Genomic DNA, 22,265 nt, shown 5'->3' on the forward strand with positions numbered 1-22,265 from the left:
TCTGATCATTGGCTGGTATCTTGATGTGAAAGAAAAGGAGGGAAGAGGGATGTTCAAGCAATGGAAAACAGATGCAGTGTCCTTTTGGGTCTTAATTGGGCTGGTCCTGCTATTAATAGAAGTTTCTTTTTTTGATGGAGGAAAGCTTTTTTCCCTCTTTTTTTCAGTCTTATTTATTTATTTTGGAAGAGCAAAATTTCATCGTTTATATGGGAAGATCCTTTTCGGATTAGGGATTATTTCATTGGCGGTCGGTGTCATTACGATGTTTACGATTAGGTTTTTATTAATAGCGCTTGCGATCTATTGGATCCGTGAGTATCTCCAGTCAAGAAAGTATCCTAAGGTTATTGCACTCGCTATTGAAGAGCAAAGGGACGAATTGAGAACGGAAGAGCTTAAGTTTGAACGGCAAAAGCTTTTGATAAATAAATGGGTGGGCAATCAGCAAACACCCTCTTCAAGCTATGAATGGCAGGATATTCACATTCAGAATGGTATAGGCGATACGACGATTGATTTAAGCAACACAGTACTGCCAAAAGGTGAGTCCGTCATTTCAATCAGGAGCAGTATTGGGAAGATTACGCTGCTAGTTCCTTACGAGCTTGATATTGCCTTACGTCATTCAGCCGTGATAGGAAATGCATCTCTGTTCCACCATATGCCAACAAGGCTTTGGAATGAAAGCGTTCAGTATGAAACCGAACAATATAGGGAAGCGGCGCAAAAAGTGAAAGTTGTCACTTCTGTATGGATTGGTGATATTGAGGTGAAGCGCGTATGAGCATATTGACGAGAATGATGGCACAGACGGCAGGATTAACCATCGTCATTTTAGTTTTTAGCTTTGGACTTTATCTGTTCTTTTTTCCTCCTAGAACGTGGGGAACTCTTTGGGCCACTGAAATTATAGATATTCCAATTGGTTTGTTCATTGTATTCGGGAGTGTAACATTGGCAGGAGCGTGGTCCATTATTCAGGGGGTAAGCATACGTAATCAGATACACTATGTTAACCAGCAGCTGACAGATTTGGAGCTTGGAAGATCTACTGTGCAAGGGAATCCTCCCTCCATTCCAGAGCTGCAGCAATTATCTGAACGGGCAAATCATATTCAGTCCATCATTAATGAGCAAGCAAAAACAGCTCAAAAGCTTGCAAGTGAAAAGGTTGAAAATCAAGAAAAGCTTATACAGGAAATGGTCTCACAAGAGCGCAACCGTCTTGCCCGTGAACTGCATGATTCGGTAAGTCAACAGCTTTTTGCGGCATCCATGATGATGTCAGCAGTGAATGAATCCAAAGATTCAACAAATGTCAGAGAAGCAAAGCAGCTGCAAATGGTTGAAGAAATGATTCACCAATCGCAGCTTGAAATGCGTGCTCTTCTTCTTCATTTAAGACCCGTTGCGCTAAAAGGGAAGACGCTAAAAGAAGGAATAGAAGAGCTGCTGCTGGAATTACAGCATAAGGTTCCGCTTGCTATCGCATGGAAGACGGAGGATATGAAGCTGGCAAAAGGAATTGAAGATCATTTGTTTCGTATTCTTCAAGAATCGGTATCGAATACACTAAGACATGCGAAGGCTACCATGCTTGATGTTTTATGTATTCAGCGGGATGGCTATGTCATTCTTCGCGTGCAGGATGATGGCAGCGGATTTAATGTTTCAGAGGGAAAAACAGGATCCTACGGACTTCAAAATATGAGAGAACGTGCAATTGAAATTGGGGGAACCTTTAAACTCATTTCATTGCCAAACAAGGGAACAAAATTAGAAGTAAAGGTTCCATTTGAATCAAGGAAGGAGGCAAAGCATGATTAAGGTATTATTTGTTGATGATCACGAAATGGTGCGAATTGGTGTCGGCTCCTACCTGTCTGCTCAGTCCGATATTGAAGTGATCGGAGAGGCAGAAGATGGCGGTATAGCGGTTAATATGGCGCTCGAGCTGCGTCCGGATATTATTTTAATGGATCTTGTCATGGAGCAAATGGATGGAATTGAAGCAACACGACGTATTATCGACGCTTGGCCGGATGCGAAAATTATTATTGTGACCAGCTTTTTAGACGATGAGAAGGTCTATCCAGCACTTGAAGCCGGAGCGACAAGCTATATGCTGAAAACATCAAAGGCAAGTGAGATTGCGAATGCAATACGAAAAACCTTCCATGGAGAAACCGTGCTTGAGCCTGAAGTGACAGGCAAAATGATGAAGAAAATGAGGCAGGGTGACAAACGTCCACTTCATGATGAATTAACCGCACGTGAGAGGGAAGTACTCCATTTAATGACAGAAGGAAAAACAAATCAAGAGATTGCAGATGAGCTTTTTATTGCACTTAAGACGGTGAAAACCCATGTCAGCAATATCCTGAGCAAGTTGGAGGTTCAGGATCGCACTCAAGCTGTGATCTATGCTTTTAAACACTCACTCGTTCAGTAAATTAGCCGCTTGCTTCGTTTTACCATTCTGTATTTCGGGGTAAAGAATAGAATACTAATCCTGAAAAGAGTGATCGCTATGAATTCTTTTTTAAAGACGAATGCAAAAAACTGCAGATGGATGTCAGAGCCTTCCTCATGGTCATTAAAAGAGGAGAAGCTGGTACTGACAACGGAGGAAGAAACAGATTTTTGGCGCAAAACACATTATGGATTCGAACGAATGAATGCCCATGTTTTTTATCAGGAAATTGTCGGTGATTTCGAAATGGAAGTTGCCTTGAAAATGGAGGACCCCTCCAGCTTATACGATCAGGCCGGATTGGTTGTTATGGTATCAGAAAATTGCTGGCTTAAAACCTCATTAGAATTCAGAATGGACGGACCATCCTATCTTGGTTCGGTCGTTACAAATAATGGGTATTCAGACTGGGCAACAAGAAACTATCCAAGTGCTTGGGCGGCTGCACCTTTAGCCTTTAAAGTCAAACGGACAAATGGCGATTATCAAATCTGGGCAAAAAGCAAGGCAGATGGAGAAACTGGACAATATGAGCAGCTTCGGATCGCAAGACTTCATGAAGATGATCATGATCAGCCAATCAGAATTGGTTTATATGCATGCAGTCCCTCTAAGAACGCTTCTTTTACCACAACGTTTCACTCTTGGAAGGTTCAAATGGAAGTGAAATAACGTCTTAGAAGAGAGAGTTGATTTTCTCTTTTCTTATATAAGGTCCTTCAAAGATTAAAAATAAAATAATCCGGAGACTAATTTTCTATCATGTTCGATTTTGAGATACACATTAGAAATTAGTAGATGAAATTGTAACAGAATTGGTCCCCCGATTAACTGGTTTATTAACATCAGTTATTGGTACTTAAAATGCTCAGGGCATAAAAGTTCTGAGCATTTGTTTATAAATAGATTTACTCAATAAAAGTCAACCTTAAATAATTAAAAACCCTATCCCTTTACTTTTTGATTATCACTTTATCAGTCTTTCCTCAATAAAGTGTAAACTTAAATTTCTCTGGCTTTTTTACATAGCTTCCGATAATAAAGGCACATTCAGTATAAAAAGTGTATTCGGTATCTGATCCTAAGCTCATTTTATTATCCGGATACATAAGTTCATACCCGCTATGCTTGCCTTTCCCAAATTCTTCTTCGCCACATTTTTTTGCATTCTATTATTTTCGAAGAATTTTTCATTTAAACTCCTCCATTAGAAATATGTGAGCCCACTCCCGATGTAAATCCTAATATTATTACCTTTTGACTAGTTGAATACCGATTTTAATTAACGTTCTTACTATAATTACGAATAAGTTGTAAATTGGATTCATCTTCTTCATATTACCTGCTTTATTAGTTGAATAACGCTTACTTAAGTTTTAACATATGAAATTCGTAAGTTGACAAAAACTTTGGGCATCATGCAGTTTCAGCTGTGAAATAATAGGTTGAATAGCTTAATTATTATTCGTGAATATTGATAAATCAATAAAAAAACAGTCCAATTCATATGCTAATTGGACTGTTTCTTTGCATGTTCTTACTTGTTTTTTATTCTTAAATCAAACCTATTACTAATTTCCGTCTCTGGTTTAATTTATATAACATAAATTGGTTTAACTTGACCGTAGTAACCATGTTACATACATAAAATACGTGAGGTAATGTCATCCTCATTGGGAATGTGTTTGTTAAATTGCCTTAGCTTGAGTTTCTTCGTCCGGTTTTTCATCCTCATTTAATTCAGCTTTCAACCGATCAAGAACTATTGTATAAACATCTCTTCTTGCATAATAATTATGTGGTTTTTGCTTTTCAACCTCAGCCAATCGGGTCATTAGAGTGGCTTGTTCTTCTGAAAACAGGTTTATATCATGATCAATATTTTCATTTTCCAAATCTTCATACATGTTTTTGAGTTCTTCTAGAATAATAAGTTGAATTTTTATTTCGGATATTTTTCTTTTTTCATATAAAACCTTCTCTTCGTATTCCTGGATTTGTCCGTTTGTTAAATCTAATAATTTCTGCACAATCGTTATTTGGTATTCCACTTCATTAAACATGACCTGACTCCTTTCCTTAATTCGTTGTTGTACACCCGAAACATAGAAATGAAATTTTACTTTTGTTTATGAATACCCAAATTCATATTTATGTACTCGTATCATTTTTAAAAAAGATCGACCGTGATTTTTCTATCGTTTTTCACCTTCGCTATTTAAGCGTAAGGATTTGATGAAAAAGAATAGATTAAAAGCCATTCTTTTAAAAGAAATGAACTTATTCGCACAAGTTTAAAATTTATCGACTTTAAGCTCTCTGCAATGCAATCCGATTCATTGAAAACCCCCTCTATCTACTATGATAGAAGGGGATTTTCTGGACCTATTTATACACTTTTCAAGACTTCATATCCATCCTGTATCAGATCCAATTTCCCTGTGCCTGGGTCAATAACGAGTCCGTGAACAGGTATATCCTTGCTCATAAGGGGATGATTTCTTACCATATCAACGCTATTCTTCACGCTTTCGTTTACATTATCAAATCCCTTTAACCACTGGTGAAGATCAATTCCTGAATAGCTTAATGTATCAATCGTTTTTTGTTTAATTCCACGCTCTAGCATTGTTTCAATCAGACTTTGGCTGTTAAGCGCGCCCATTCCGCAATCATGGTGCCCAATAATAATGACCTCATCTGCTTGGAGAGCATAGACAGCAACGAGAAGGCTGCGCATAATACTTCCAAATGGGTGAGTGATCACCGCGCCGGCATTGCGAACAATTTTTACGTCACCGTTTTTCATATTCATTGATTTTGGTAATAGCTCGACCAGTCGAGTATCCATACATGTTAAAATAACGAGTTTTTTATCAGGGAATTTCGTGGTTGTAAATTCTTCATACCGTTTTTCTGATACGAATTCCTCATTAAACGTTAGAATGTCAGTTAAAAGTGTCATCATTAAACCTCCTGTATAAGATTATGTATTTGCTCTATTGTAAAAAAAGAAAGGACATCTGTCGACTTTAACGGATATCCTGAATGTTAAGTATTCGTAATTTAGCTTGGTGATTGTGCTTCAAATAAAGTAAGAAATTCTTCATAGCCTTCTGCTGCAAGGTCTTCAGCAGGAATAAAATGCAGTGCTGCTAAGTTCATGCAATACCTTAGGCTAGTTGGCTCAGGGCCGTCCTCAAACACATGACCAAGATGCGAGACAGCAAATTTACTTCGGATTTCTGTGCGGAGTCCCAATAATCCTAAATCATACTCTTCGACAATATTATTGGGAGCTAGAGGCTGGGTAAATGATGGCCAGCCTGTACCGGAGTCCTATTTATGTGTTGAGCTAAAAAGAGGCTCACCCAACACGATAGCATCATGATAAGATGGATTTTTCCTCCGCTCCGCCTGTATAGCCTGAGAAGGCATTTCTTACACCTTCCAGCTACTCAAATGGCGGTTCCATACACCAAAAGCATCCTCCGGCAAACGTTGCCACTTCCTCATTAGGTAGAATATTAAAGGACTGAAATGGTTTACTGCCAACAAAACGTCCCATTAACTGATCAGAAAAAGCAATGGTGCCCAAAACAAAAGCAGCAAGGCTGATACCTAACCACTTTTTTCACACGATCACCTCCGCTCAATATTGATAGTATTGAAAAAATTTAAAAAATCAATTTCTTTTTTTAACAATAACATATTTAGGAAGAAAAATAGAGCGCTAATGCTTTATTTAAAAACGGAAAAGGAAACGAAAGGTTATATATAGAATACTTACCTATAAAGGATTCATCTGTTTAATGTAAATGACGAAAGAGCATCGTTTTGTCAGCAAGTCGCTTTGTCACAGCTGTACAACCACTTTCCACTTTTTAATGGACTCCGAATTATTGGGAAGGGAGCGTGTGGGATGGAGAATATTGAGATAACACATAAATCGAGCTTTTGTTTTGTTGGAATAGGATGGACAGGCACGTTTGAGGCAGCTGCTCATGGAGATATTCATCGTTTGTTTTATCGATGTAAAGAAACACTGCAGGCAAAGGGATTACTTGAAGGCAGAACGGATCTAATTGGTTTGTCCTACAGTGATCGCCAGAATGGCTTTACGTATTTTCTGGGGATTGAAGCGGATCAAAAGCTTCAGGTTCCCCGAGACATGCACAGTATAATAGTTCCTTCCTACGACTTTGTCACGGCAAGTCATAGCGGTCCGCAGGCATGGAAAATCTATGAGAAACTAAACGGCTGGATTCTTGAGCAGGGATATCACTTAAATCATTATGGTGGTTTGAATCATATTGAAGTATATCCCATTGACTATGACCCCTACAGAACGAGCCTCACCTTTCAAATTGGAATTCCAATTAAAAAAAGTCGGCAAAGTGTTGAATAGGAAAACTTAGAGACATAGTGAATTAAAGGTAAGCAGGTAGACAAAATGAATCATAATGAATGGGGAAATACTAACTAAAGGTATTTTCTCTTTTTTTGACGAAAGGTTTGCAGAAGAATGGAACCATACCTATTTTGGTTCGAACGGAAGAATCTTGACATATATGTTGTACGTTGTATAAGATGACAACGTACTTATAAGTACAGACAGAGGTTCATAGTAGCAACCCTCTATAAAAAACTATGGTTCATTGGAATCAGCGCTTCATTGAATCAGACAAGAGGGATGAATTGTGCAGTGTGTACACGTCCTTTTTTTGTGCGATCAAATGCAGCTGGCTGATGAATAAAGGAGGAACTAAAATGTCTGGAAGATCAGATAAAGAATTAGAAGGCGTTACGTTATTAGGAAATCAAGGGGTAAAGTATTCCTTTGATTATGCTCCGGAGGTATTAGAATCCTTCGATAATAAACATCAAGGAAGAGACTACTTTGTAAAATTCAACTGTCCTGAATTTACATCGCTTTGCCCAATCACAAGTCAGCCGGATTTTGCGACGATTTATATAAGCTATATACCTGATGTGAAAATGGTTGAAAGTAAATCGCTGAAGCTTTACCTATTCAGCTTCCGCAACCACGGCGATTTTCACGAGGACTGCATGAACATTATCATGAACGACTTGATCGAGCTAATGGACCCCCGCTACATCGAGGTATGGGGCAAGTTCACGCCTCGTGGCGGAATCTCCATTGATCCTTACACCAACTACGGCAAGCCAGGGACAAAATACGAGGAAATGGCCTTCCACCGCTTGATGCATCATGATATGTATCCGGAGACGGTTGATAATCGATAAGAATTGACCTTAGAATACATGGGAATTATCAATTTTTACATGTTGACACCCCTCGTACTAAACGCTAAAGTATTACTTATCTTAATAACCGAGAGATGTTTATTTTAACTTCTACATTGGATAGGGCTTTAGCATACCGTTAATAATTTTTATTGATTGTGTGAAAAAGCAGCCTACAAAGCATAAGAAGAATAGAAATAAGGTAAATCGGTATATTTCTTGGCTAGGAGACTAGGTGGGGAATATACCGATTTTTTTTTGTTAAGGAGGAATTTTTATGATATCAAAAGGATCGATTGAAGCGGAGATTAGTAAGGCATTAACCCAATGGGAAAAAGATTATTTGGGACGCGGATCAGTATCTGTCAAATCAGATATTTTGCGTAATATGATTATTGTGACATTACGTGGTATTTTAACGCCTGCTGAATATTCACTTTGTGAAACAAAAGAGGGAATGATTTCAATAAAAAGGATGCGGTCTGATTTGATTGAATCAGGCATTGAAGGTTTAAAAGAGATCATCTTGAATATAACCGGAGAAGAAGTGAAAAGCTTTCACACAGATATCAGCACTCGCGATGGAGAACGGGTGATGGTGTTTAAATTATATAGTGATTATGAGAATAAATTTACAACGTAAAAGGTACATTAGGAAAAGGGAGATCTTCAAAAAACAATCATGTTAGTTGAAGATAAACCGGCAATACCAGGATGAATGGATTTTCCCATTCGTCCTGGTATTGCCGGTTTTTTTATTGAAAAGCTATGTAGGAGTCTATTGCTGATTGTTGTACGGCGTTGATTGGAGCGCCTGAAGCGGGAATCAACAGACACGTTTAAAAAAGTCATTGGAAACGAGCGGGAGGAAAGAATATGTCAGAAATCATCATACAAAATTTGTTATCGCCAGTCGTGCTGTTTTTTGTGTTAGGCATTATGGCGGCTTTAGTTAAATCAGATTTAAAGATCCCAAGCGGTTTAAGCGAAGGGTTAAGCATTTATCTTTTAATTGCGATTGGACTGAAAGGCGGGATTGAGCTATCCCAATATTCCATTGAAGACGTTATTCAACCAATCATTGGTGCACTCATTTTAGGAAGTATCATTCCCTTTATTACACTTTTTATCACGCGTCTGATGAAAATGGATCTTAAGAATTCAATTGGTTTGGCGGCCACCTTTGGATCTGTCAGTATCGTAACCTATGGAGCGGCGATCTCTTTTATTGAAAAGAATGGAGTCCCTTATGAAGGATTTATGAATGCGCTAGTTGTGATTATGGAGAGCCCTGCTATTTTAGTTTCATTATTGTTATTAAAGGTGCTGGAGAATAAAAAGAATGAATCAGCCATGACGATCCGAAATGTCGGGTTTGTCTCCGGATCGGCAAGACTTTTTGATAAGGAAGTGTTGAGAGAAAGTCTGTTTGGGAAAAGTGTGTTATTGCTTTTGGGCAGTTTAATCATTGGATTGATTCTTGGAGACCGTGCCGTACCGATGGTTAAACCGCTGTTTATGGATTTATATAGCAGTGTGTTGATTTTATTCTTACTGAGTATGGGGATCACCACAGGACAGCGCTTGCCAGAGGTAAAAAAACATGGGTTAAAATTGCTCTTATTTGGCATGTTCACGCCGATATTATTCGGCGCTTTAGGTGTTTTAACAGGGCACTTAGCAGGTCTTTCTTTAGGCGGAATTACATTAATGGGGGTATTAGCTGGAAGTGCATCGTATATTGCAGCTCCGGCAGCATTAAAAACATCTGTGCCAGAGGCAAATCCATCTATTTATCTAGGCTTGGCATTAGGCATTACATTTCCATTCAATCTTATTATCGGAATACCAGTCTATTATGAAATGGCTAAATGGATTCAATAGGAGGGGCTATTATGGAGAAAACAATTGAGAAAAAGGCTTTAGTTCTTACAGGATTAAGTGAAAAATCACATCATTTATTTCCTGCCATAACGAATAGAAGCGTTGACCAGCTCGTCATTGCATCTAGTTTTGGAGCCATCATTTCACAACCATATGGCTGTATGGTTCGAAATGTTATTTTTGCTGTTTACTCAGAAAATATAGAAGAAATTTATATTATTGTGGAGAAGGATAGCAAGGAACATACGGTTACGGGAGATGAGATTCTTTCGAAAATCCAAGAAGCCGGCATTACAAAAGAAACGATCAAAACAATTGAGTATATTGATGCAGCAGGATGCAATCTATCAAATTGGCTGGCAGGGAAACAAGACGTGAAAAAAATAATAACCGAAAATATTGAGTTGATTAAACATCACCCATTACTTCCAAAAACATTGTCTATTTATGGTTTTATTACAGATGCTGAGACAGGTGAGTTTGAGGCAAATGCTTGAAAGGAAGAAAAAGAGGAATACTCAAGAGAAAATTAATCATCGTTATATAAAAGTTTAATAAAGGAAGGTTCTAATAGGACGTGTATGAACGGCTTACAAGAACCCCCTCTTTTTTCTGCCATCACCAGTCTAGTCTGGAACATGGATTATTTTCCGAATGACAATATAAATACAAGGAAGGGTGATAAAAAGGAGGGGCAAAGGGCCAATCAATTTGTAAGCAGGTCGTTAGATGAAATCTGTTTTGGTCAAGAATTATGAAGGAGCATGCATTATTTTTAAGCTTGGGTTTAACCCGGATGATAAGAAATTAATTGAGGAAGCAAAGCAATTCATATTCGTTTTTGAAAAAATAGAAGAGCGGTTAAGTAATTTTTCGGTAAGCACTGATCCACAGAGGATACAAGCGTTTAATAATCAGGTTTATCAAGCTGTGGCATCGATTTGGGCTTATAAAAGAAAGGTTTTGGGACTGATTTTACGGTGTGAATTACGCTCAAATAATTATGCGCTGCTGGTCGATCATACAAGCAGAGAGGCAGCTTATTTTGCCAATCGTTTAAAAGAACTCAATGAAGGAAAGATCAATACAACGCCGGATGCGATCATTCAAGAAATGTTTTCTTTCTTAAAATCATGGCAGACCATGCCAAATTTATTGGTCATTTTTTAGATCGGAGTGAGAGACAGTTAGTTGAACAGGCAAGGGCTTTTAGCAGCGATTTTGATCATTTAATGTTCCAGGCCCTGGATTTGGGTCACATGAGACAGGAATCAGAAGCGCCGCAGCTATTGGATCAATTTTTAGATCAGAACAGGGTTTCAATCGTGTCATTAAGGGAATTTAAAAAGACAGCAAGAGACTTAATTGAAGCATGCCGTATTAAGAGCAATATTCTTCCTTTACTTGCGGATCATGTTTTTAGAGAGGCAGGAAGATTTATTGAGATTATTGATCTATTTGAATCCAGCTTAAAAAGCAATTAATCATAACGAATTACATATAGTCTTCAACAATCCTGTTCTTTTATGAGGGGATTGTTTTTATGAAAGGATTTTACTCAATTTAATAAATACCATTTTTTAACACGGTTAATTCTTCCTTCTAATGAACATAATGGTGGGGAAAACAACCATTATGTTTGGAGGGGCTAGTGATGAAAAGTTACAGATATTCAGCAGTGACGGCGATGCTTTGTTCTGCTCTATTCTTAGCAGCATGTGCAGGCGATGGAGCAGACAACTCAGCCAATGTGAATAATGATACAAAAGTAGAAGGACAGGTAACCGGGGATGGTTCATCTACGGTTGCGCCCATTATAGAAGGCATCGTTGAAATATACGCAGCAGAACAGCCGGATGTCAAAGTTTCATCTGGTGTTTCCGGAACGGGTGGAGGCTTTGAAAAATTTATAGCAGGTGAAACGGATTTCTCAAATGCATCTCGAAAGATAAAAGAAGAGGAAGCTGCAGCTCTAAAAGAAGCAGGGATTGACTATACGGAGCTGGAGTTAGCGTATGATGGAATAACAATTGTTGTAAGTCCGGAAAATGATTGGGTTGAAGATTTAACCATAGACGAACTAAAGAAAATATGGATTGAAGATGGAACAAAGAAAACATGGGCAGATATTCGAGAAGGATGGCCGGATGAGCCGATCGAGTACTACTCTCCAGGTACAGATTCTGGAACATATGATTATTTTAATGAAATCGTTCTTGGGGAAAGTGATATGGTGCGAACGGCTACATTGTCTGAAGATGACAACGTACTTGTTCAGGGAGTCAAAGGATCTCCTAATGCAATTGGCTACTTTGGATATGCTTATTACCAGGAAAATAAGGATGCATTAAAAGATATTCCAATTGATAGCGGTAACGGTCCGGTTGAACCGACCCATGAAACAATCCGAAGTGGGGACTACTCTCCGCTTTCCCGTCCATTATACGTATACGTAAAGAACAGCTCGATTACAGAAAATCCGGCTGCTGCAGATTTTATTACGTTTACAATAAATCATGCAGGTGAGATGTCAGAAGCGGTTGGCTATGTAAGCTCTCCGCAGGAAGTGTACGATGAGGATTTAAAAGCAATAGAAGCATTAAAATAAACTAACTTAGAAAACCCGTAATGGAAATTTTCCATAACGGGTTTTTACTTTTCGTTATTAAAAGGGATATTAAATGCATTCAAGCTGCGTGTGATCATCTGGTTATGATCTTTTACCTTGGATAATAATTGCAGCGTTTCTCTTAGAAATGTAATTGTTCCTTCCATATAAGGACCTTTGTTTAGCATAATGCAGTCAAATTGACTGGCAAAGGATAAATCGGCCAATTCAGAACGTGAGGGGATGCTTTTTTTTGCTAGTGTTTCTAATACTTGTGTGGCCAGTATTACGGGGATATGAGCAGCCCGGCACATATTCAAAATTTCTTGCTGTACAACGGCCAGCTGATTAAAACCAATTTCTATCGCTAAATCTCCTCTGGCAACCATAATACCAAACTTAGGAAAAGTTAATCCCTCTAAAAGCAGATTTGAAAAGTTATAGATGGCCTCTTTGGTCTCGATTTTTGCAATTACAGGTAAATCAATCCTCTTAAAGTGATGTAATAATTGCTTTAACTGCCTTAAATCGCGTGGATGATGTACAAAGGACAGTCCAACGATGTCAGCATGTTTACTAATAAAAGCCAAGTCTTCTTGATCTTTTATTGTAAGGGCTGGAACAGTTAAACTCACGTTCGAATCAGGTAAATTAATCCCTTTATGCTCTTTTATTTTCGTCATAGTATCCGGAGAAGTAATGTCAATTTCAAGTGAATTTGTTTTCCTTTGAATTACTTTACCTTCAATTTTCCCATCATCAATAAAAATAAAATCATTCACTTTAACATGTTCAAATGCTTTAGGCAGACTGACAGAAATACCAGCAGGCTGTGCAAGAGTGGCTGGATGGCCTTCCTGGTTATCTAAGTAAACTGATAAGCGGTCCCCTTTCTTCACTGAAATATTTAAAGGAGTTTTTTCAATGTTATTTACCTGCAATTCTAATTGGCAGCGATCATTTAGAAGACGTGTATTTGCATCAATAAAGGCTGACTTACCAATTCTGACAATCAAATGCGCCGGGGAAATGTCAATAATGACAAGCTTTCTTTTGCGCTTTCTCGCATCATAAAAATAGAGAAAATTACCCTTCTTTAATTCGTGAAATCTGACATGGGGGTGAACGGAAAGAATAAAATCATAGTTGCTATTCGGGAATTCCTTTGTTGAGACCGATTGTAAACTAATCAATCCTATTTTCGTTTCCAACGGTGTTCCGTATGGATCTTTTTTTACTTTTATGTGTAATGGATAGTCGCCCTTTTTTATTGGGCCTACTCTGATTTTTGGGCCGGCTAAATCCATAAAGATTTTACAATGTCTGTTTTTATAATGCCCTATCCTCCTTAATTCCTCTTCCGCATGTCTTACGGCTCCAATTAGTTTCCCCCATGCAGCAGCATCATGATAGGCACAGTTTATTCTGGCAATGGTCATGCCATTAAGCAAAAAATTTTTAATAGCAGAGGAAGAAATCATATTGACGTCAAGTGTCACCATAATGTGGGGCTGTTCTGGAGTTATATTTTTTCCGAAAAGATCTTCTGCACGTTGCTGGGAGAGATAAGATCCATTGTGGTGGTCGTCACTGTCTAAACTGGATACTGAATTCATCCCTAAATTTAGGCAGGTCGTTTTCATGCTATTTAAGACATCCTGAGTAGAGGTAAGCATAAACCCTCTTCGATACAGTTCCTTTATTAAATAGGGATCAGCTTTTTCTTTGTAGATTAGAAATGAAACTAAATTTTGGGCACTATATTTAGCAGCATCATTAGGGTAGAGAAAGCTAATATTCTTAATTTTAGTGAGTATTCGTTCATATAAAGCCAATACTTCATTACGTAATAGTTCGTGAGCACTGTTGGTCATGCTTTCACCTCAACTAATTTAACAGTTTTCTTTATGGAAAATGTGTTTGATGAAGGGCGTGGATTTTATGAGTAATTTTTAATGGAACATGATATCTGTGCCGTTTATGGGGGTGTAGGAGTTAGAAGATGCCGTATAGGATCGACCTTTATATATTTATTCACTTTCTATCATGAGTATGATTGACCGTTGTAAGAGGTGATAGTGGATTAGAAAAGGAGTGAAGAAAAATGGAAAATGCTCCTCCGTCCTTTATTTCTATATTGAGGGAAGAGAAATTTATTGATGCATATAATCAAACTCTCTCACTGTAGGATGTATTATACAAATCTATTTATATTGAAACTAAGTATGGAAAAGCTCATATTATTATGGCAGGACCTGAGGATGGGGCACCGTTAATTTTGTTTCACGGCTTTCGGTTTGGAGCAATTATGTGGTATCTAAAGGCGGCTAAACTAAATGCGGACTTTCAATTTTTTGCGATCGATAATCTTGGTGAATTTAATAAAAGTACAAGCAGCAAATCCTTTGTGGAAAACAACAATTCATGGCAATAAACAGTATAAAAACCACTCCATGATTATCAATCATTTTTGCAAATGGTTTGTGACGAAAGGAAATACTGTCCATGATCAATTGTTTAAACAATAGGGATCATCCATTTCAAATGAAATCACATCATTCTGCCTGCCTCCAATTGTTTTTTCTGAAGATGAACTGAAAAAAATCACAGTTCCTGTACTGCTGATGATTGGTAATCGGGAAGTTATTTATAATTATAAGAAGGCGATGAGCAGGGTGATTCGACGTATTCCTCATATTAAAACATCTATTATTTGCAATGCAGGTCATATTATCAATTGAAAAAGCAGAGATAGTAAAGGATCAATTGATTTATTTTATTAAAAAATCTGTTAATAACTAGAAAGTTGTACTGTGTCACATTATTGTATATCATTTTAGTTAGATGATAGAAAGATACGAGTACAGGGGGAGCAGTTCTATGTCGGATTCGATAGCGCGTATACAGGTGGATACAAATGAATTTGTTTGGAAGAAAGATGAAGGCTTATTTACGTTTGATGGAGCTCCAGCTCTGCTGTTTTGGGACTCGGCAATTGAATTGTTTCTGAAAACGATTGAAGAAGTTTCAGGGAGTGACGTAACGACAACTGTATTTGAAGCCACAGGCTACCGTATGGGGCATTTAGTGAGTACATACTATAAGGATATATATAATATTGAAGAAATCCTGGAGCATTACAGTAGTATATATCGAAATGCTGGGTGGGGGAACGTTAAAATTGCTTATTATTCCCTTGAAGAGAAAAAAGTCGTTGTACAGCTAAAAAACAGCTGGGAACACAGGATTTTTCAATCAATGGATAAAAATCAGGCAGGTGTACTTTTGCCAAGCCATTGGGCTGGTGTTTTTAGCGGGCTTTTTCAAGAGGATATGTGGTATAAGACAGTCAAAAGTCAAATAAATGATGAGGGATATGATGAAATTGAGATTACTGCATCATCAACTACTCCATCAGGAAACATTCATAATTTAACTAGACAAAAAGAACAAAAGTATATTAATGAGCTGGAGTCCGAGGTTTCACAAAGAACAGAAGAATTATCGTCACTTGTTAAAGATTTATCTTCTCCTGTAATACCAGTATTGGATGGAATCCTTGTTATTCCATTAATGGGCAAATTTAATGAAGAGCGTTTTGAGGAATTAATGCAAAAAGCACTGTTTGAATTTACCAGACAACAGGCTGAATACCTACTGTTTGATTTGACTGGGCTAAAGTATTTTGATGAATATACCATTCAGGGACTGCAGCGATTAATAAGTGCTATTCGTTTAATAGGGGGGGAAAGTATCCTTGTAGGTGTATCTCCTTCTTTTAGCATTCAACTAATCAATTCCAACGTGGATATGCAAGGCATCAATTCCTTCGCCACACTTCAGCACGGTGTTCAATATGCACTTGAGCAAAACGGATATGCCATTACGAAAAAAAGATAATTTAAAGCATTGGGCTGTCCCGAAAGTCAAGGATTCATTGACTTATAGGACAGCCTTTTCTCAATGAAAGTTAACGGGGGAGCTTGTATTAAAGGAGAATGATTTTTTCATTGAATAGATTTTTTGAGCAAGCTTTCTGTGTGGGTTGAAAAAGTTTTGGCATAGATGCTTTCTTTTTCAAAGAAATATATTGTACAATTTGGAAAAAACAGATAATCTTTATCTATAATCTAATTTGGATGTGGTAGTATTTTCGACATAACCATACACTTTTTATTTAATCTATCTTTACTAATCGTTCTGCTGTTTTTTTGTTTAATTTGGATTGAAAGGTCTCAGATTCAACGATTGTATCAGGTAACGGCCATTGGATACTTTATTTTATCACTTTTAACCTGTTTTATTTTTACATACGAATTAACAAGCGGTATGCAAATGGATTTACGGAATATTCCAATTGTTATCGGCGGTCTCTATATGGGGCTTGGCCCATTACTCGCTATTATCTCAATCATTCTTAGTGGATTTAGTGGATTTGATGATGAATTTTCAGCAAATATGCTGTTTTATGGATTTTCAGCGTTATTATTGTGGCTTGTTTCCCCTTGGTTTATCAAGCAAAAATCGCCCCATCGAATACTGTATGCGGTATCATTAACCATAATCATGAGCTTTATTACATTAATTTATATGGAATTCTCCTATCCCCTTGATCAAAAGCTTGATGTTTGGTTTGCTTATCTCTTGATCCCTGGTACTGGTGTTGCAATGATTTCTTATATTATTGAATTTATTTCTAAAAACTTATTGATACGGGAGCATTTAGTTAAGTCGAAAAAATTAGAAGTGGTAGAGCAAATGGGTGCTGCCATTTCACATGAAATCAGAAATCCTCTTACGGTTGCACAAGGCTTTGTTCAGCTTTTGCAGGAAACCTCCACAAATAAAGAAACACAAAACAAGTACCTATCTATTATAAAGGCAGAGCTAGAGTCGGCGGAGAGAGTCATAAAAGATTATTTGACCTTTTCTAAGCCAGCACTAGAGTCGATCGAAAAACTGATTATCCAAGATGAGCTTACCCATGTGCTAAAAATACTTCAGCCGCTGGCAAATGGAAATTCCGTGAAAATTTCAACTGAATTTACTCCGAAAGCCATGATTCAGGGTGATCGTCAGAAATTTCATCAGTGCTTTTTAAATGTGCTAAAAAACGCCATTGAATCAATGCCAAATGGCGGGGAGTTAGTTATAGAAACAGTAACTACTCGAACTGATGTCATTATCCGTGTGAGGGATAATGGAATAGGGATGACAAAAGAACAACTTGATCGTCTTGGAGAACCGTACTATTCTACGAAGGGATCGAAGGGAACTGGTTTAGGAATGATGGTTGTATATAGTATTGTTCGCGCAATGAAAGGGAAAATTGAGGTGCAAAGTGAAGAGGGAATGGGAACTGTTTTTCAATTTTCTTTCCATCAATTTATTCCCGAAAAAAGCTTTGATTGAAGCCTGTTGATTAGATTATTAAGAAATATTGTTAGAGCTGACCAAAAACGGTTGGCTTTTTTGTGGTTAAAATGGATATTTTTAAAAAACATAATAACCGCACATCATGTACATTCTAGGACGGTAATAAATAAATTCTAGGAGGAATCAGCATGACAGTAATTAGTGATGTTAAACAAACCTTTGCTGGACTTAAAAGTGCACAAGCAAGCTTTGAACAATTTGCGCTTGCAACTGACAATCAACAAGCAAAGCAGCTTTATGAACAAGCTGCCCAGCAAACACAATCAATTGTTGACAGTTTTTCTCCACGCATTGAACAAATTGAACAAGAAGAACCTCAATATACACAACAGTAATGATAAAAAAGGTTGGTTATCCTAACCAACCTTTTTTATCTAATTATGGATAAAAAGAACTGGTTATCAAATCCTTATATAAGGAGGTGGTTGAGGCATGGCAAATAATAAGAAAAAACAATTAACGCCAGTGCAGCAAGAATATCAAACATTTCAAAAGGAAAGAGAAACGAATCGTCCTGTCTTGAAAAATTGTATTAAAGCATTTATTACAGGTGGAACCATTTGCATAATCGGGCAAGCCCTTCAAATATTTTTCCTTTATTATTTTGATTTCACGGAACAAACTGCAGGGAATCCAACAGTTGGTACATTGATTTTTATTGCGATGCTTCTTACCGGTTTTGGGGTCTATGATCGGCTTGCTCAATTTGGAGGCGCGGGGTCGGCTGTTCCAATTACGGGATTCGGAAATGCGGTGATCTCTGCTTCTATTGAACACAGAACAGAAGGATTTGTGCTTGGCGTAGGTGGAAACATGTTTAAATTAGCGGGATCTGTTATTTTATTTGGCGTGTTTTCTGCCTTTGTGATAGCGGCCGTTAAAACAGTATTTATACAGTGGGGTGGTTTGTAATGTTGAAGGGGCATCGCACATGGGAATTTGTTCAAAAACCTGTCATACTCTCCACTGGGACAGTCGGAGGGCCGTTTGAAGGAAATGGAGCAATAGCTGAAGATTTTGATCTTTTGCATTCAGATCTATGGTTGAATCAAGATTCCTATGAAAAAGCACATAGAGTTTTACTAGAGGAAGCATGTCAAAGGGCGATCGAAAAAGCACAGATCCAACAGGAACAGGTTCAGTTTTTCCTTGGGGGGGATCTCATAAATCAAATTACTCCTACAAGCTTTGCTTTGAGAACACTTGAAATCCCATATTTAGGCTTGTTCGGAGCCTGTTCTACTTCTATGGAGGGACTTGCTTTGGCGGCATTTATCGTGAATGCCAAGGGTGCCGATTACTTGCTGACAGGTGCATCAAGCCATAACGCTGCGGTGGAAAAACAATTTCGCTACCCAACTGAATATGGGGGACAAAAACCTCCTACAGCCCAGTGGACAGTGACAGGTGCAGGCGTGGCGTTATTAAGTGATTCAGGGGAGGGGCCGCGTGTCACATCAGCCACAGTTGGTCGAGTGATTGATATGGGTTTGACCGATCCGTTTAATATGGGAGGAGCAATGGCTCCTGCCGCAGTTGACACCATTGAGTCACATTTAAAGGAACGAGGCATCCAGCCTTCTTACTATGATTTGATTGTCACAGGAGATCTTGGCCATATCGGGCATGAGATCGCATTTGATTTACTGAAAAAACATGGCATACAAATAAGTGAAGAACAGTTTCAGGATTGCGGAATGATGATTTACAGAGAAGGACAGCCGGTTCTTGCTGGTGCGAGCGGTGCAGGATGCTCTGCTACAGTGGTCTATGGACATTTATTAAATCGGATGAAAAAAGGTGAATTTAAACGAATGCTTGTTGTTGCAACAGGTGCATTATTATCACCCGTAAGCTTCCAGCAGGGTGAGACCATTCCATGTATTGCACATGCGGTGTCCATTGAATTTGATGGACGTCAATAATTCAAAGAAAAAGGAGGGGCCAAGATGACGGTTGCATCAGATGTGAAACAAAGTCTTGCTAGTCTTAAAGGAATTGAGGCAAGTTTATCAAGCTTGGCTATACGCGCCCAGGATGAAAAATCAAAAAAAGCATTCCATGAATCAATGGTGACTGTTAATGAAATTGTAGAAGATTTGAAACAGCAAGTCGGTAAATTGGAACGGGAAGAATTTGAGTATAAAGGTTTTTAAAAAAGGAGGTGTAATACTGTGCCAGCTTGGTTAGCCGGAGTGCCGGAATGGCTTGATGTTGTGATACGGGCTCTCATATTCCTTATCGTGTTATTTTTAATAACGAAATGGCTCGGTAAAAAACAAATTTCTCAGCTGTCCTTTTTTGAGTACGTTACAGGTATCACGATTGGTAGTATAGGTGCAGAGCTTGTAACGGGACTTGATCGAAATATTATGCACGGAATTATCGGAATTACGACCTTTGCAGCCATTCCTTATTTAGCGGGTATTATTTCTTTAAAAAGTAAAACCTTCCGGGATATCGTCGAAGGGAAAGGCTCTGTTTTAATTAAAGATGGAAAGATAATGGAGGATAATTTAAAGAAAGAGAAATATTCAACGGATGAATTATTGGAGTTACTAAGGAAAAAAGATGTATTCCAGGTCTCTGATGTTGAATTTGCCGTATTGGAGCCGGCTGGTGATATGAGTGTTATGTTAAAGAAAGAAAATCAGCCTTTGACGCCAAAGGATATTAACTTACATGTGCATTCAGGCAAAGAGCCTCAAACAGTCATTATGGACGGTGAAATCTTAGATGAACCGTTGTCAACAATAGGGCGAAATAGAAAATGGCTGAAAACAGAGCTTGAGAAACTGGGCGTTACAATAGAAAATGTATTTTTTGGACAGGTGGATTCTTTTGGCCAATTAACGGTGGACCTTTTCGATGATCAGCTGGAAGTAGCAGCTCCTCAAGAAAAACCTTTGCTATACGCCACGCTGAAAAAATGCCAGGCAGACTTAGAGGTTTTTGCTCTAAGTACAGAAATAAAAGAAGCGCAGAACATGTATGCTAAGAACAGTGAAAAGCTGCAAAATGTAATCAATAATTTAACACCTATCTTAAAGGATTAAAGCATTCTAACGAGCATTACAGCTAATACGAGGTCTGGTATGAAAGAACAGGCCTGCTTACATAAAATATTGAAACCATTTTCTGTACCAAATATTCTTTCATGTAAATGAGAAAGGGGAAAAGTGATGGAAGTGATTACATTCTTGTGATTTATGGGAATATTCCATATAGTTCAATCATATTATTTATAGAGCGGAATAAGAGGTGGAAAGAGATGAGTAATGGATTGGAGATTCGCGCGTTAATTCAATCACTTATTGCAATTTGCCGTGCGATTACTCATGCTAAAATGCAAAATTGGCTTAGTCTGTCCTTTTTTAAGCAAAAGCATGTAACCAATTACATTCAGAGATCTCTTTTCCATTTCTTGCAATCGACAATGAAAGACAAGAGGTGTGCCCGGAACACACTTCATCAATCGTGTCTATTCGTTGTTAGCCATGGAGGAAAAGCATCCTCTATGGCTATTTTTTATGGGAAAATAGCTGTGAAAAGAGTTTTCATTACCGATTTGGAAGGAAATGAAAATGGTTGTTTGGCAGGTAAATCAAATGATGAAGGGCTGGGGTTACTGCTTCTTCAGCGTCCAGAAATATTACTACTGGATGAACCAACGAATCATCTGGATATTGAATCGATCGAATGGCTTGATGAATTCTTAAGAGATTATCATGGAGCTAGAATAGTCGTTTCCCACGATCGCTATTTTCTTAATCGTATGTTCACAAGAATTGGATGGTGGAGTAATAGAAAGCTCCAGGTAATGGAAGGACCATATGAATGGGCATTTACCAGGCGGTTGGCGTTACAAACAAAAAATTCAATCGTTTCACATGAAACAATAGGGAAAAATTCAAAAAAAAGTAATTTTAAAATAAGCTCAAACGACTCGGCCCTTTCGAACGAGATGTCGGAAGAAAAGCTGCTGGAGTTGCTGGAAAAGATTGAGCAGGAATTATAGAAGATTGATTCGGAGCTTGAGTCTGAACAAGATCTTAATAAAGTCCAAAAACGCTATGAAAAATGGGTTGCGGCTGAAAATGCTTATAATAGCTTATATCAACAGTTAAGTTTATGATGCTTTTGTGCAGTTAGAAAGAAGATGAAGGACATCTATCAAGGAGAGGATGTCTCGGTAGAATTTGTATGATTTATGAAGGAACAGTCTGTTTCAGGGGGGGCTTGAGCATTTCCAGGCCGTTAATTACGATTTACGAGCCGTGCTCATCATATTTTTGCATGCTGACCTTAAAATTTACGAGCCTTGCGCCCCAAACTATAGCCGTTATTTTAATTTACAGGCTGTGCTCCCGCATTTGCAGGCCGTCCTCCAAATTTCCAAGCCGCGCGCATACATTTACAGGCGGTGCGCACACATTTCCAAGCCGTTACCAAAATACAAAAAAGCTGCCCCATACGCCGGTCCATCATGGACGACGTACGGGACAGCTCTATTCACGTTCGATTAAAAATCAACTTTATCACCGTTAAAGGCAGCGATATAAATCTTTTTCAGATCTTCTGCCGTTACTTCAC

At 38.1% G+C, this 22,265-nt stretch carries 22 protein-coding genes and 2 pseudogenes; 20 read left to right on the top strand and 4 right to left on the bottom strand.

Annotated features, from left to right (window positions below; genetic code table 11):
* Positions 1–49 precede the first annotated feature (49 nt).
* From liaF to KP78_RS08040, 4 genes are all read left to right on the top strand, one after another.
* A complete protein-coding gene (liaF, locus tag KP78_RS08025; RefSeq protein ID WP_041087901.1) occupies positions 50–787 on the top strand; it encodes a cell wall-active antibiotics response protein LiaF in 738 nt (245 codons plus the stop codon).
* Complete coding sequence (locus tag KP78_RS08030) at positions 784–1,830, top strand: sensor histidine kinase (protein ID WP_041087903.1); 1,047 nt, start codon at positions 784–786, stop codon at positions 1,828–1,830. The genes liaF and KP78_RS08030 overlap by 4 nt, the downstream gene beginning before the upstream one ends.
* Positions 1,823–2,455, top strand: a complete 633-nt coding sequence (locus KP78_RS08035) for a response regulator transcription factor (protein WP_041087905.1) — start codon at positions 1,823–1,825, stop codon at positions 2,453–2,455. Before KP78_RS08030 ends, KP78_RS08035 begins: the two co-directional genes overlap by 8 nt.
* 78 nt (positions 2,456–2,533) lie before the next feature.
* Positions 2,534–3,148 carry a DUF1349 domain-containing protein gene (locus KP78_RS08040; RefSeq protein ID WP_041087907.1) on the top strand — a complete coding sequence of 205 codons (615 nt, stop codon included), beginning with the start codon at positions 2,534–2,536 and terminating at the stop codon, positions 3,146–3,148.
* Between the two features lie 1,016 nt (positions 3,149–4,164).
* Here the strand turns inward: KP78_RS08040 and KP78_RS08050 are convergent.
* The 3 genes and pseudogenes from KP78_RS08050 to KP78_RS21200 all read right to left on the bottom strand — a co-directional run.
* A complete protein-coding gene (locus KP78_RS08050) occupies positions 4,165–4,539 on the bottom strand; it encodes a hypothetical protein (protein ID WP_041087909.1) in 375 nt (124 codons plus the stop codon).
* Between the two features lie 326 nt (positions 4,540–4,865).
* Complete coding sequence (locus KP78_RS08055; protein ID WP_041087911.1) at positions 4,866–5,441, bottom strand: beta-class carbonic anhydrase; 576 nt, start codon at positions 5,439–5,441, stop codon at positions 4,866–4,868.
* Positions 5,442–5,542: 101 nt separating this feature from the next.
* Positions 5,543–5,803, bottom strand: a pseudogene (locus KP78_RS21200) (peptide-methionine (R)-S-oxide reductase); the annotation flags it as partial.
* A 595-nt stretch (positions 5,804–6,398) separates the two neighbouring features.
* Between KP78_RS21200 and KP78_RS18585 the strand changes: the two are divergent.
* The 7 genes and pseudogenes from KP78_RS18585 to KP78_RS08090 all read left to right on the top strand — a co-directional run bounded on the left by KP78_RS18585 (position 6,399) and on the right by KP78_RS08090 (position 12,236).
* Positions 6,399–6,884, top strand: coding sequence for a GyrI-like domain-containing protein (locus KP78_RS18585; protein WP_052474703.1), 486 nt, complete (start codon positions 6,399–6,401; stop codon positions 6,882–6,884).
* Between the two features lie 362 nt (positions 6,885–7,246).
* Positions 7,247–7,744 (top strand): preQ(1) synthase, encoded by a 498-nt coding sequence (queF, locus tag KP78_RS08065; protein ID WP_041087913.1) that lies wholly within the window; start codon positions 7,247–7,249, stop codon positions 7,742–7,744.
* Positions 7,745–8,021: 277 nt separating this feature from the next.
* Positions 8,022–8,387, top strand: a complete 366-nt coding sequence (locus KP78_RS08070; protein ID WP_041087915.1) for a Na-translocating system protein MpsC family protein — start codon at positions 8,022–8,024, stop codon at positions 8,385–8,387.
* Positions 8,388–8,620: 233 nt separating this feature from the next.
* The gene (locus tag KP78_RS08075) at positions 8,621–9,628 is read left to right on the top strand and encodes a sodium-dependent bicarbonate transport family permease (RefSeq protein ID WP_041087917.1); all 1,008 of its coding nucleotides are present in this window, start codon (positions 8,621–8,623) and stop codon (positions 9,626–9,628) included.
* Positions 9,629–9,639: 11 nt separating this feature from the next.
* A complete protein-coding gene (locus KP78_RS08080; RefSeq protein WP_106388545.1) occupies positions 9,640–10,125 on the top strand; it encodes a carbonic anhydrase in 486 nt (161 codons plus the stop codon).
* A 141-nt stretch (positions 10,126–10,266) separates the two neighbouring features.
* Positions 10,267–11,112: pseudogene (locus KP78_RS08085) on the top strand (DUF2935 domain-containing protein).
* A gap of 170 nt (positions 11,113–11,282) precedes the next feature.
* Complete coding sequence (locus tag KP78_RS08090; RefSeq protein ID WP_041087921.1) at positions 11,283–12,236, top strand: PstS family phosphate ABC transporter substrate-binding protein; 954 nt, start codon at positions 11,283–11,285, stop codon at positions 12,234–12,236.
* 44 nt (positions 12,237–12,280) lie between these two features.
* On the opposite strand, the gene KP78_RS08095 is transcribed toward KP78_RS08090, so the two are convergent.
* Positions 12,281–14,110, bottom strand: a complete 1,830-nt coding sequence (locus KP78_RS08095) for a pyruvate kinase (protein WP_052474704.1) — start codon at positions 14,108–14,110, stop codon at positions 12,281–12,283.
* A gap of 371 nt (positions 14,111–14,481) precedes the next feature.
* On the opposite strand from KP78_RS08095, the gene KP78_RS20625 reads away from it, so the two are divergent.
* The 9 genes from KP78_RS20625 (at position 14,482) to KP78_RS08140 (ending at position 21,690) form a co-directional block, all read left to right on the top strand.
* Positions 14,482–14,670: an alpha/beta fold hydrolase gene (locus KP78_RS20625; RefSeq protein WP_041087923.1), complete on the top strand. Its 189-nt coding sequence runs from the start codon at positions 14,482–14,484 to the stop codon at positions 14,668–14,670.
* Positions 14,671–15,116: 446 nt separating this feature from the next.
* Positions 15,117–16,136, top strand: a complete 1,020-nt coding sequence (locus KP78_RS08105) for an STAS domain-containing protein (RefSeq protein WP_041087925.1) — start codon at positions 15,117–15,119, stop codon at positions 16,134–16,136.
* A 435-nt stretch (positions 16,137–16,571) separates the two neighbouring features.
* The gene (locus KP78_RS08110; protein ID WP_235420878.1) at positions 16,572–17,648 is read left to right on the top strand and encodes a sensor histidine kinase; all 1,077 of its coding nucleotides are present in this window, start codon (positions 16,572–16,574) and stop codon (positions 17,646–17,648) included.
* 152 nt (positions 17,649–17,800) lie between these two features.
* The gene (locus KP78_RS08115; protein ID WP_041087929.1) at positions 17,801–18,007 is read left to right on the top strand and encodes a DUF1657 domain-containing protein; all 207 of its coding nucleotides are present in this window, start codon (positions 17,801–17,803) and stop codon (positions 18,005–18,007) included.
* Between the two features lie 97 nt (positions 18,008–18,104).
* A complete protein-coding gene (spoVAC, locus tag KP78_RS08120; RefSeq protein WP_041087931.1) occupies positions 18,105–18,584 on the top strand; it encodes a stage V sporulation protein AC in 480 nt (159 codons plus the stop codon).
* Positions 18,584–19,597: a stage V sporulation protein AD gene (gene spoVAD / locus KP78_RS08125; RefSeq protein ID WP_041087934.1), complete on the top strand. Its 1,014-nt coding sequence runs from the start codon at positions 18,584–18,586 to the stop codon at positions 19,595–19,597. The genes spoVAC and spoVAD overlap by 1 nt, the downstream gene beginning before the upstream one ends.
* A 24-nt stretch (positions 19,598–19,621) precedes the next feature.
* Positions 19,622–19,828, top strand: a complete 207-nt coding sequence (locus tag KP78_RS08130; RefSeq protein ID WP_041087936.1) for a DUF1657 domain-containing protein — start codon at positions 19,622–19,624, stop codon at positions 19,826–19,828.
* 39 nt (positions 19,829–19,867) lie between these two features.
* Positions 19,868–20,728 (top strand): DUF421 domain-containing protein, encoded by an 861-nt coding sequence (locus tag KP78_RS08135; protein ID WP_041087974.1) that lies wholly within the window; start codon positions 19,868–19,870, stop codon positions 20,726–20,728.
* 215 nt (positions 20,729–20,943) lie between these two features.
* The gene (locus tag KP78_RS08140) at positions 20,944–21,690 is read left to right on the top strand and encodes an ATP-binding cassette domain-containing protein (protein WP_041087938.1); all 747 of its coding nucleotides are present in this window, start codon (positions 20,944–20,946) and stop codon (positions 21,688–21,690) included.
* Positions 21,691–22,265: the final 575 nt, after the last annotated feature.

Source organism: Jeotgalibacillus soli (assembly GCF_000829435.1).
Classification (GTDB): Bacteria; Bacillota; Bacilli; order Bacillales; family Jeotgalibacillaceae; genus Jeotgalibacillus; species Jeotgalibacillus soli.

Coding starts and splice junctions, on each gene's coding strand:
- liaF (WP_041087901.1), top strand. CDS start 50: ATGTTCAAGCAATGGAAAACAGATGCAGTGTCCTTTTGGGTCTTAATT.
- KP78_RS08030 (WP_041087903.1), top strand. CDS start 784: ATGAGCATATTGACGAGAATGATGGCACAGACGGCAGGATTAACCATC.
- KP78_RS08035 (WP_041087905.1), top strand. CDS start 1,823: ATGATTAAGGTATTATTTGTTGATGATCACGAAATGGTGCGAATTGGT.
- KP78_RS08040 (WP_041087907.1), top strand. CDS start 2,534: ATGAATTCTTTTTTAAAGACGAATGCAAAAAACTGCAGATGGATGTCA.
- KP78_RS08050 (WP_041087909.1), bottom strand. CDS start 4,539: ATGTTTAATGAAGTGGAATACCAAATAACGATTGTGCAGAAATTATTA.
- KP78_RS08055 (WP_041087911.1), bottom strand. CDS start 5,441: ATGACACTTTTAACTGACATTCTAACGTTTAATGAGGAATTCGTATCA.
- KP78_RS18585 (WP_052474703.1), top strand. CDS start 6,399: ATGGAGAATATTGAGATAACACATAAATCGAGCTTTTGTTTTGTTGGA.
- queF (WP_041087913.1), top strand. CDS start 7,247: ATGTCTGGAAGATCAGATAAAGAATTAGAAGGCGTTACGTTATTAGGA.
- KP78_RS08070 (WP_041087915.1), top strand. CDS start 8,022: ATGATATCAAAAGGATCGATTGAAGCGGAGATTAGTAAGGCATTAACC.
- KP78_RS08075 (WP_041087917.1), top strand. CDS start 8,621: ATGTCAGAAATCATCATACAAAATTTGTTATCGCCAGTCGTGCTGTTT.
- KP78_RS08080 (WP_106388545.1), top strand. CDS start 9,640: ATGGAGAAAACAATTGAGAAAAAGGCTTTAGTTCTTACAGGATTAAGT.
- KP78_RS08090 (WP_041087921.1), top strand. CDS start 11,283: ATGAAAAGTTACAGATATTCAGCAGTGACGGCGATGCTTTGTTCTGCT.
- KP78_RS08095 (WP_052474704.1), bottom strand. CDS start 14,110: ATGACCAACAGTGCTCACGAACTATTACGTAATGAAGTATTGGCTTTA.
- KP78_RS20625 (WP_041087923.1), top strand. CDS start 14,482: ATGGCAGGACCTGAGGATGGGGCACCGTTAATTTTGTTTCACGGCTTT.
- KP78_RS08105 (WP_041087925.1), top strand. CDS start 15,117: ATGTCGGATTCGATAGCGCGTATACAGGTGGATACAAATGAATTTGTT.
- KP78_RS08110 (WP_235420878.1), top strand. CDS start 16,572: ATGGATTTACGGAATATTCCAATTGTTATCGGCGGTCTCTATATGGGG.
- KP78_RS08115 (WP_041087929.1), top strand. CDS start 17,801: ATGACAGTAATTAGTGATGTTAAACAAACCTTTGCTGGACTTAAAAGT.
- spoVAC (WP_041087931.1), top strand. CDS start 18,105: ATGGCAAATAATAAGAAAAAACAATTAACGCCAGTGCAGCAAGAATAT.
- spoVAD (WP_041087934.1), top strand. CDS start 18,584: ATGTTGAAGGGGCATCGCACATGGGAATTTGTTCAAAAACCTGTCATA.
- KP78_RS08130 (WP_041087936.1), top strand. CDS start 19,622: ATGACGGTTGCATCAGATGTGAAACAAAGTCTTGCTAGTCTTAAAGGA.
- KP78_RS08140 (WP_041087938.1), top strand. CDS start 20,944: ATGAGTAATGGATTGGAGATTCGCGCGTTAATTCAATCACTTATTGCA.